This window comes from Desulfobacter sp. UBA2225 (assembly GCF_002348205.1).
Lineage (GTDB): Bacteria > Desulfobacterota > Desulfobacteria > Desulfobacterales > Desulfobacteraceae > Desulfobacter > Desulfobacter postgatei.
This window is the reverse complement of record NZ_DDYV01000003.1, coordinates 1-9,433: the sequence shown is the minus strand read 5'-3', so window position 1 is coordinate 9,433 and position 9,433 is coordinate 1. Positions and strand designations below refer to the sequence as shown.

The 9,433-nt window shown below is 48.0% G+C and carries 6 protein-coding genes; 3 read left to right on the top strand and 3 right to left on the bottom strand.

Annotated features, from left to right (window positions below; translation table 11 throughout):
* A partial coding sequence (locus tag B3D59_RS00165) for a HesA/MoeB/ThiF family protein (protein ID WP_286817069.1) occupies positions 1-584 on the top strand: 584 nt, incomplete at its 5' end.
* Between the two features lie 60 nt (positions 585-644).
* Here the strand turns inward: B3D59_RS00165 and icmF are convergent.
* Positions 645-3,920 (bottom strand): fused isobutyryl-CoA mutase/GTPase IcmF, encoded by a 3,276-nt coding sequence (gene icmF, locus B3D59_RS00160; protein ID WP_286817068.1) that lies wholly within the window; start codon positions 3,918-3,920, stop codon positions 645-647.
* Between the two features lie 84 nt (positions 3,921-4,004).
* Complete coding sequence (gene ftsY, locus B3D59_RS00155) at positions 4,005-5,102, bottom strand: signal recognition particle-docking protein FtsY (RefSeq protein WP_414646499.1); 1,098 nt, start codon at positions 5,100-5,102, stop codon at positions 4,005-4,007.
* Positions 5,103-5,321: 219 nt separating this feature from the next.
* Here ftsY and B3D59_RS00150 point away from each other — a divergent pair, with 219 nt between their 5' ends.
* Both B3D59_RS00150 and B3D59_RS00145 read left to right on the top strand, forming a co-directional pair.
* Complete coding sequence (locus B3D59_RS00150; RefSeq protein ID WP_286817066.1) at positions 5,322-6,737, top strand: GGDEF domain-containing protein; 1,416 nt, start codon at positions 5,322-5,324, stop codon at positions 6,735-6,737.
* Positions 6,738-6,839: 102 nt separating this feature from the next.
* Positions 6,840-8,933: a 6-phosphofructokinase gene (locus tag B3D59_RS00145; protein WP_286817065.1), complete on the top strand. Its 2,094-nt coding sequence runs from the start codon at positions 6,840-6,842 to the stop codon at positions 8,931-8,933.
* 187 nt (positions 8,934-9,120) lie between these two features.
* Here the strand turns inward: B3D59_RS00145 and B3D59_RS00140 are convergent.
* On the bottom strand, positions 9,121-9,433 hold a 313-nt coding region (locus B3D59_RS00140; RefSeq protein WP_286817064.1), incomplete at its 5' end, for a hypothetical protein.

Below are 9,433 nucleotides of genomic sequence, written 5' to 3'. Positions count from 1 at the left end.
GGGGCCATGTCATAGAAGGCCTTTCCCGCCTGGGCGTCGGCGCGCTGCACATCTTTGACCCGGATTCTTTTGATGAAACCAATCTTAATCGTCAGGTTTTTGCGAATCAAAATACCCTGGGCAACCCCAAGGTCGAAGTGATGCAGGAATGCTGCCGCCTGATCAATCCTGCTGTACAAATTACTGCCCATCGAATTGCGGTGAAGGATCCGAATCAGGATGCCCTGTTTGTAGATGTCCAGGTGATCGTTGATGGCCTTGATACACCGGGTGACAGACTGATCCTGGCTGCCATTGCCCGCAAATGCCGTTTGCCCCTGGTGCATGGGGCCGTTGCCGGGTTCGCGGGCCGGGTGATGATTATCCAGCCCTCGGATAACAGTATGGAAATGCTTTACAGCGGTAAGGATAGCGCCTGTTCATCCGAACATCTTTTAGGTACGCCGGTCTTGTCTCCGGCACTGATCGCATCTTTTCAGACGATGGCTGTTCTTAATATTCTTCTTGGCAAAAATCAGGCCGGGGAGAGCCGGATGATCTATGTAGATCTGGAAACACCATCCCTGGATCTTTTTGAGTTATAGAATCAGCCGTCGAACACCGCGTTCAAAGGGTAGTAACTGCCTTTATTTAACCAACACAGGTCACATATTCCGTCTGTATTTCCCTCCGACTTCATATAAGGCGTTTGTCATGGTTCCCAGGCTGCACACACGGACGGCCTTCATCAGGCATTCAAACATATTACCGGAACCCAAGGCCGTCTGCTTTACATCCTCAACCGCCTCGACCGCCTCTTTTTTATGCCTCTCTTTGAACGCTTTCAAGCGAGCCAGCTGGGAATCTTTCTGCGATTTTGTGGATCTGGACAATTCCAGGTGGTTGGCCATCTCTGCATAGTCGGCATCCGGATCAATAAATGTGTTGACCCCGATAATCGGATATTTCCCGCTATGTTTAAGATATTCGTAATACATGGATTCTTCCTGTATTTTTCCGCGCTGATACCCGGTTTCCATGGCACCGAGCACCCCGCCCCGCTGGGTGATGCGGTCAAACTCCATCAGGACCGCCTCCTCAACAAGATCTGTCAGTTCGTCCACGATAAAACTGCCCTGCAGCGGATTTTCATTTTTGGCAAGCCCCCATTCTCGGTTGATGATCAGTTGAATGGCAAGGGCTCTTCTTACCGAGTCGGCAGAAGGGGTCGTGATGGCCTCGTCAAACGCATTGGTGTGAAGACTGTTGCAATTATCGTATATGGCGCACAGCCCCTGGAGGGTGGTCCGGATATCATTGAATTGAATTTCCTGACTGTGCAGGGATCGACCGGATGTCTGGATATGATACTTCAGCTTCTGGGATTTCTCGTTTGCCTTGTATTTATACTTCATGGCCAGGGCCCATATCCGCCTGGCAACCCGGCCGATGACGGTATATTCCGGGTCCATTCCGTTTGAAAAGAAAAACGAGAGGGACGGTGCAAAATCGTCAATATCCATCCCCCTCGACAAATAGTATTCCACATATGTGAAGCCGTTGGCCAGCGTCAATGCGAGCTGGGTGATGGGATTTGCCCCGGCCTCGGCAATATGATAGCCTGAAATGGAGACCGAATAAAAATTACGAACCTGATGATCGATAAAATATTGCTGAATGTCCCCCATCATTCTCAAGGCAAATTCAATGGAAAAGATGCAGGTATTCTGTCCCTGGTCTTCTTTGAGGATGTCTGCCTGGACCGTTCCCCGTACATTTGACAAAGCATACTGCCGGATATCCGCTGCGTCTTTTTTTGAAGGCGCGCGTCCATTCTCTTTTTCAAATTTTTCCATCTGCTGATCAATGGCAGCATTTAGAAACATGGCCAGGATCATGGGGGCCGGCCCGTTGATGGTCATGGAAACAGATGTATTGGGCGCACAAAGATCAAACCCGTCATACAACACCGTTACATCATCCAGGGTGCAGATGCTGACTCCGGAGGTGCCGATTTTACCGTAGATATCCGGCCGGATGTCCGGATCAAAACCGTACAGGGTCACTGAATCAAACGCAGTGGAGAGGCGCTTTGCCGGGTATTCATGGGACAGAAGCTTGAACCTTTTGTTGGTATCTTCGGGTCCGCCCTCCCCGGCAAACATCCGGGTCGGGTCCTCATCGGACCGCTTTAAAGGGAAGACCCCGGCCGTATAAGGGAAACAGCCGGCAAAATTCTCTTTTCTGACCCATTTATACTGTTCCGCCGGATCATCAAACCGCGGGATTGAAATCCTGGGGATCTTTGAATGGGACAGGGAGTGTGTAAACAGGGGGGCCCTGACTTCTTTGCCGCGTACCTGATAGACCAGTTCCTCCTGTTGATACCTGGTTTTCCAGTCGTTGAATTCATCAATGGCCCGGTCGGTCTCCGGATCAACCCCAGCAGCCGCATCATTAACTGCCTTTTTCAGCTCCGCCAGTATGTCCTGGGAAGAAAGATCATCCCTGCCTTCAAATACCTTTAGGGTATACATCAGGTGCGCTCGGCTTCGGACCGCCTTGGCCTGTACTTCTGTGGTCTCGTGGTATCCGCGGATGGTATCTGCGATTTCAGAAAGATACCGTACACGCTCCCCGGGAATGATAATTGTTTTAGAAGAAGATGCCTTTTTGCCGCTTTTCCCAAGGCGTGATTTATACGGAATCTTTTTTTTCTCCTCTATCAAATCCAGCAGAGCGTGATAAAAAGCGGTAATCCCGTCATCATTGAATTTAGAGGCAATCGTCCCGAATACCGGCATGGTGTCCGGCGACTGGTCAAAGGCTTTCCGATTTCTCTGGACCTGTTTTCTGACATCGCGAAGCGCATCTTCGCTGCCTTTTTTTTCATATTTATTGAGCACCACCATATCCGCATAATCCAGCATGTCGATTTTTTCTAATTGTGATGGTGCCCCGAAGTCCGCAGTCATGACATAAACGGACAGATCGACCAGATCCACAATTCTTGAATCACCCTGTCCGATACCGGCAGTTTCCACAATAATGATATCAAATCCCGCCGCCTTGACAACATTAACGGCATCCGGCAATACCTCCGGCAATTCTGTCTGTGACCGGCGGGTGGCAAGGGATCGCATATAAACCCGTTTGTTTTCAATGGCGTTCATCCGTATCCGGTCTCCCAGTAATGCCCCCCCTGTTTTTCTTCTCGAAGGGTCGCACGAGATCACGGCAATATGAATATCTGAAAAATCATGAAGGAACCGGGTGATTAACTCGTCGGCAAAAGAGGATTTGCCTGCGCCGCCGGTTCCGGTCAGGCCGATTACCGGGACGTTGATGTTGGCTGCAGCCGTTTTTATCTTTGATAATATCATGTCCGGTTTATCCCCGGCTGAAGCGGACTGTTCCTGTATCGCCGTGATAAATTGGGCTGTCATGGCAGGATTATCGACATTCAAACGTTTCAGATCAAGTTGGTCCGGATTTACCGGCGGGTTATCCATCTTTTTCAGCATATCATTGATCATGCCCTGGAGCCCCATGTTGCTGCCGTCTTCCGGGGAATAAATCCGCGCCACCCCATAATCGTGCAGTTGTCTTATCTCCGAGGGGATAATCACGCCACCGCCGCCGCCAAAGACCTTGATATGGCATGCATCGTTTTCCTTTAAGAGATCCACTATATATTTGAAGAACTCAATATGTCCGCCCTGATAACTGGAAACCGCTATTCCCTGGGCATCTTCCTGTATGGCCGCATTCACGATTTCTCCGGCCGATCGATTATGCCCGATGTGGACGACTTCGGCTCCGGAGTCCTGCAGAATTCTTCTCATGATGTTGATGGCGGCATCATGCCCGTCAAACAGGGAGGTGGCCGTAACAACTTTAATGGAGTTTTTTGGGGTGTAAACCTCGATCTTTGTGTTCATCACAACTTCCTTTCAGACCGTTGAAATTATTTTCTCAGGCCTCGTAAAAGAAAAACCGGGTATTACAATATTATAATGACACGATCAGTCGTCGAATAGCGCATTGACAAATCGTTTTGCATCAAATTCCTGCAGATCTTCTATGGCCTCCCCCACACCGATATAGGAAATGGGCAGCTCCATGGTGGATGAGACCGCCGCTACAATCCCCCCCTTTGCGGTGCCGTCCAGTTTGGTGACACTCATCTGGGTAAGCCCCACGGCCTTGTGGAAAATTTCCGCCTGGGACAGGGCATTCTGGCCGGTGGTGGCGTCTATGACCATCATTACATCGTGGGGTGCACCTTTGTATTTTTTATCCACGGATCGCTTGATCTTCTTTAACTCTTCCATGAGATTTTTCTGGGTGTGCAGCCTGCCTGCCGTGTCAATGAGCACCACATCAACGCCCCTTGCCATGGCTGCTTCAACGGCATCGTAGGCAACTGCGGCAGGGTCCGCACCTTCCTTGTGCCGAACAATGTCGGCCCCTGCGCGCTGGGCCCATATTTCAACTTGCTCAATGGCTGCTGCCCGGAACGTATCTGCCGCTGCAATTAATACTTTTTTTCCTTCGGCTTTATATTTCATGGCCAGTTTGCCAAGCGTGGTGGTTTTGCCGGTTCCGTTAACACCCACCATCATGATAACATAGGGCTTCGGCCCGGATGGGGCAGGGGGGGGCGGTTCGTGAAAAAGGGTGAGCAACTCCTCTTTGAGCACCTGGCGAAGCTCATCCCCCGTGGACAGACCGCGGCTTTTTTTCTTGATCCGCTCCATCATGTCCATGGTGATATCAATACCGAGATCAGAGGTGATCAAATGTTCTTCGAGGGTATCAAACAGATCGTCATTTATAGCTTTGGCCGATGAGAACAGTTCTGTGATATCCGTATTCAAAACGGTCCGGGTTTTGGCCAGACCGGATTTAAGTTTTGAGAACAGTCCTGAACCCTCTTTGATGGCAGGTTTTTCCTGGACAAATTCCGTTACCTTTTCAGATTCATCTAACGGCAAATCTGGTTCGACTTCCGGTTGCAAAGAAGGTTGCGGTGAAAGTGGCTCTTGTTCGGGTCTATTTTCTTCTGAAACGGTTTCAGTCTCAGGGGTTTTCGTTTTCTTTTTAAAAAAGCTGAATACCACCCTTGTATCTCCTCATTGGATTTTGATCATTCGCCTTAATCTACTAAATTTCAAATCCTGATTTGCAAATCGGCTAAAATCTGGGTTAATATGTGCCTTCTTGTACAATTTTTAGCAGCCGCAATCAAGCTTTGGATCTGCTAAATTAACTTTACTTTCTTTGTTTCACTGGTTAAAAGTAATCAACCATTACAAGTGGTTTAAATTTGGGAATACATTATGGCCGAACAACGTGATGATAAAATAGACCAGTTACAAGCCGAAATCATTAAATTGAGATCCCAGAAGGACCACCTGCTCAAGGAACTGGATGCAGTGGAGGCGCAGTATGGCAATCTTGATAGTCTTTATAGACGGTATTTCCCCATTATTTTAGATGTGCTTTCCCAGGAAGGAACGGCATTGGGTGATGCTTGCATTCAGCTGGGTGCGGCCATGCGGAAAAAGGCTTCTGCGGCTAAGATCGAATATATTTTCGATCAGATCAAAACCGCGATGATCCAGGAAGATATCGGCCCGGCCGCCCCCAAAAAAAAGAAAGGCTTTTTTTCCGCTTTTCGAAAAAATTCATCCGAAGATCAGATGCTGGACAATCTCAGGCAAAGTTACCACGATGTGGTGAATCATCTGAAATCCAATCTTGATAAAAAATATACCAGAAAGCTTGAATTAATTACCTCAAACCTGCTTAAGATAGGCGACATACAAGGTTTTGAAGAAGTTCGGGAAAATATTTTTTCCCTTATTTTTAATTATATTTCAGAAACCAGCCAGGATCGGGAAAAGGTTAATGCTTTTATCAGAGATATTGTGGCAAGAATTTTTGAAATTGAAAAGAGACTGGCCTCTTCCTATGAGCACACAAGCTCTCTGCTTTCTTCAAATCAGGGGTTTGGATCCATCTTAAATGACGAAATGGCCGGGATCAAAAAATCCTTTGATGTGGCTGAAAGTTTAGATGATTTGCGGGCAAAGATTTCCACGGGGCTTGCTTCCATTGAGAAGGCATTGCAGAAAAAGCAGAAAGTGGACCAGGCCATCAGTCGGTTGGCTGAAAAAAGCAAGAACTCCTTTGCCTCCGGATTTGCCAAACTCAAGCAGGAGTTGCAGGTTGCCACAAAATATTCTGAAGAGTTGGAGAAAAAACTCAACGAGGACCAACTGACCGGAGCCAAAAACCGCAGGGCCTATGACAAGAAAATTGAAGAGGAGATGGACCGGTTTCTCCGGTATAAAAATATTTTTTCCCTTTTGATTATTGACGCGGATAAGTTTAAAAATATTAATGATACCTATGGACACGCCATTGGTGACAGGTGCCTGCAGGAAATTATAAAACGGACCCGGCCTTTATTAAGAAAAAGTGATATGCTTGCCCGGTATGGCGGTGAAGAGTTTGTCGTCATTATGCCGGAGACGAATATGGAAGGCGCAACACAGGTTGCGGAGAAAATTCGCCAGACCATAGAAAAAATTGAATTCCTGTACAAAGAGGAGACGGTTCGGGTTACGGTCAGCATTGGTGTTTCCTGCATCAAGGAGGGGGATAAGTCATCAAAGGATTTATTTGAACGGGCGGATATGGCTGTATACAAGGCAAAGGAAAATGGTCGAAATCAGGTTATGACGCAATAGATAGCGCCTGAACACAAATCCCGTGTTTGGACGAAAAGTTGCCTATATGCAAGGCGCAGATGGGTGAGGTTGCGTTCAAACACTAAAAATTTTGGAGTAATAATGGACGAAAATACCCTGAAGATCCCCTCCGACGTGCGGGCGAAAGCGCTTCAAACCATGAATGAGGAAAGCATGGACAATGTGGCACGAAAACGGTTTTCTCCTGAAAAAATAGAGATATTCAATGGATCACTTACATCTCTTCAGACATTGAATGAATACCGTTTTTTGAAAGATACAGAGGCGGAACGTATGCTGCCCGGAATTATCAACAACCCCGTACAGCAGGTGATTACAGATCCTAACCCCGATGAAAATGCAAAGGCAAAATTTTCAAAACCGCGACACATCGGTGTTGTTTTTTCCGGCGGCCCGGCTCCGGGTGGGCATAATGTAATTGCAGGCCTTTTTGACGAGATGAAACGTTTCAACAGTGCATCAAAGATGTTCGGGTTTATTAAAGGGCCTGAAGGGCTGCTTGAAAACCGGTACATTGAGATCACCCCGGAACTGGTGGACACCCACCGGAACATGGGTGGTTTTAACATGATTAAAACCGGGCGGACCAAAATTGATTCCGGCAGCAAAATGGAATTGGCATTGACCGTCTGCAAGGGCTTGAATCTTGATGCATTGGTGATCATTGGCGGGGATGATTCCAATACCAACGCCGCCTTCCTGGCCCAGCATTTTAAATCTTCCGGGATCAAGGTCCTCGGCATCCCCAAAACCATTGACGGCGATATCCAGGTAAAAACAGAAGACGGCAAGGTGTTGTGCGCCACCTCCTTTGGCTTTCATTCTGCGGCCCGGGCCTTTGCACAAAATATTGCCAATCTGGCCAATGACGGCAGTTCCGATATTAAATACTGGCATGTGTGCAAGGTTATGGGTCGGGTGGCAAGCCATCTTACGCTCGAGACAGCGCTTCAAACCCATGTGAATATCGCCTTGATCGGCGAAGAGTTAGCAGATTATGTGGACCAGGACCGTATGGTCAAATCCCTGGCCCAAGGGGGGCAGATGGATTATAACGCCTACGGGATGACCCTGCGCCATCTATCCCGGGTCATTTGTGATATTATTGTCCGGCGGGCGGCATTCGGTAAAAATTACGGGTTGATGATCATTCCGGAAGGCATTCTGGAATTTATCAACGAGATCCAGGTGTTCATCACAAAACTCAATAAAATTATTGCGGATTATAATAGAATCCATGACCTGGATTTCCACAGAACATTTTCCACCCTGAACGAAAAATTGGATTATTTGCGCAGGATATCCCAGGGGATGATGGACAAGGGGCGGTTTCCCATATGGAATATCCGGGACGATGAGTTGTTCAACCAGCTGCCCGGATTTTTTAGGGAAGGGCTTTTGGTGGAAAGGGATCTTCACGGCAATTTCCAGTTCTCCCAGGTTAAAACCGAGAAGATCATCATGGACATGGTCAAAGAGTATCTTGACGTGCTCAGAGAGCAGGGGCTTTACAAAGTAGGTATTCTTCGGGATGATTATGTTTCGCTTATGGATGGTGCGGGAATGGATCCGGAGCTCTTTGCCCCGGCATTGTTTAAAAACCCCCAGGATAGATACGTGCTGGTCAAGCCGGATATTATCTCCCTTAAAACCTTGAAGATTGCCCTGGTCCATGCCGGCATGCTGGATGATGAAGAACAGATACCTGCGGTCCTTGTAAATATATTTAGAAAATCCCAGGCTGATTTTAATATCCAGACCCATTTTTACGGGTATGATGGCCGGGGAACCGATCCAACCTATTTTGACTGCTGTTATGCGTACAATTTAGGCCTTACGGCCTTTCACCTGATTGCAGGCGGGGCCACAGGTCAGATGGCGGCCATTATCAATTTAGAAAAAGACTTTCACCAGTGGCAGCCGGCAGGTATACCCATTGCCCGGCTCATGCACCTTGAGGAACGCAAAGGACGCCTGGAACTGGTCATGGAAAAGAGTCTTGTTGATCTGGAATCCAACGCCTTTAAGGTGTTCAAGGCTGTGAGGGAGGACTGGGTGGCAGCCTGTGCTTGTCCTGATCAGTTTAGAAATCCGGGGGTCATCGGGTTTTCCAAAGAGATGGAAGAAGACCGGCCTTTAACGCTCCGGCTCAACGCCTTGCAATCCCAGGAATAGACTTGATATTACCGGACTGTCAACACAGTGCGCATCAGGAACACAAAATAAGGAAAATAGGGCAGAAAGCCGATGATGACTACTTGTTTTTTCTTCAATGGCTTGGAGAGTCTGCAGTAACCCGGGGGGTGTCTAATCCACGATTACGTTTTGATCACAAATCATCTCCATTCAAGATGAAATCAGTTTAGAAAAACCAGGTGATCCATGCAGAAACCGTGTCTGCGGGTGCCGTGGTGAAGCCTGTGTCCGTGATAACAAATCCGCCGTATTCCGTGCCGGCTGCCCCCCAGTTTAAAAGGAGTGTCAGGGAAATACGGATATTGTCGGAGAAATCATAAACAACCCGGGGTAACAATATGCCCGACCCGTCGTGAAGGTTGATGATGGGGGTGATGTAAGCGTTGACCAGGGGATGGATCTCCAGGTTGACATTGGCACTGGCATACCATCGGCCCAAAGCAAAAAGTTCTCCTCGTAACTTCTCAATAAGTCTGGGT

Coding starts and splice junctions, on each gene's coding strand:
- icmF (WP_286817068.1), bottom strand. CDS start 3,920: ATGAACACAAAGATCGAGGTTTACACCCCAAAAAACTCCATTAAAGTT.
- B3D59_RS00150 (WP_286817066.1), top strand. CDS start 5,322: ATGGCCGAACAACGTGATGATAAAATAGACCAGTTACAAGCCGAAATC.
- B3D59_RS00145 (WP_286817065.1), top strand. CDS start 6,840: ATGGACGAAAATACCCTGAAGATCCCCTCCGACGTGCGGGCGAAAGCG.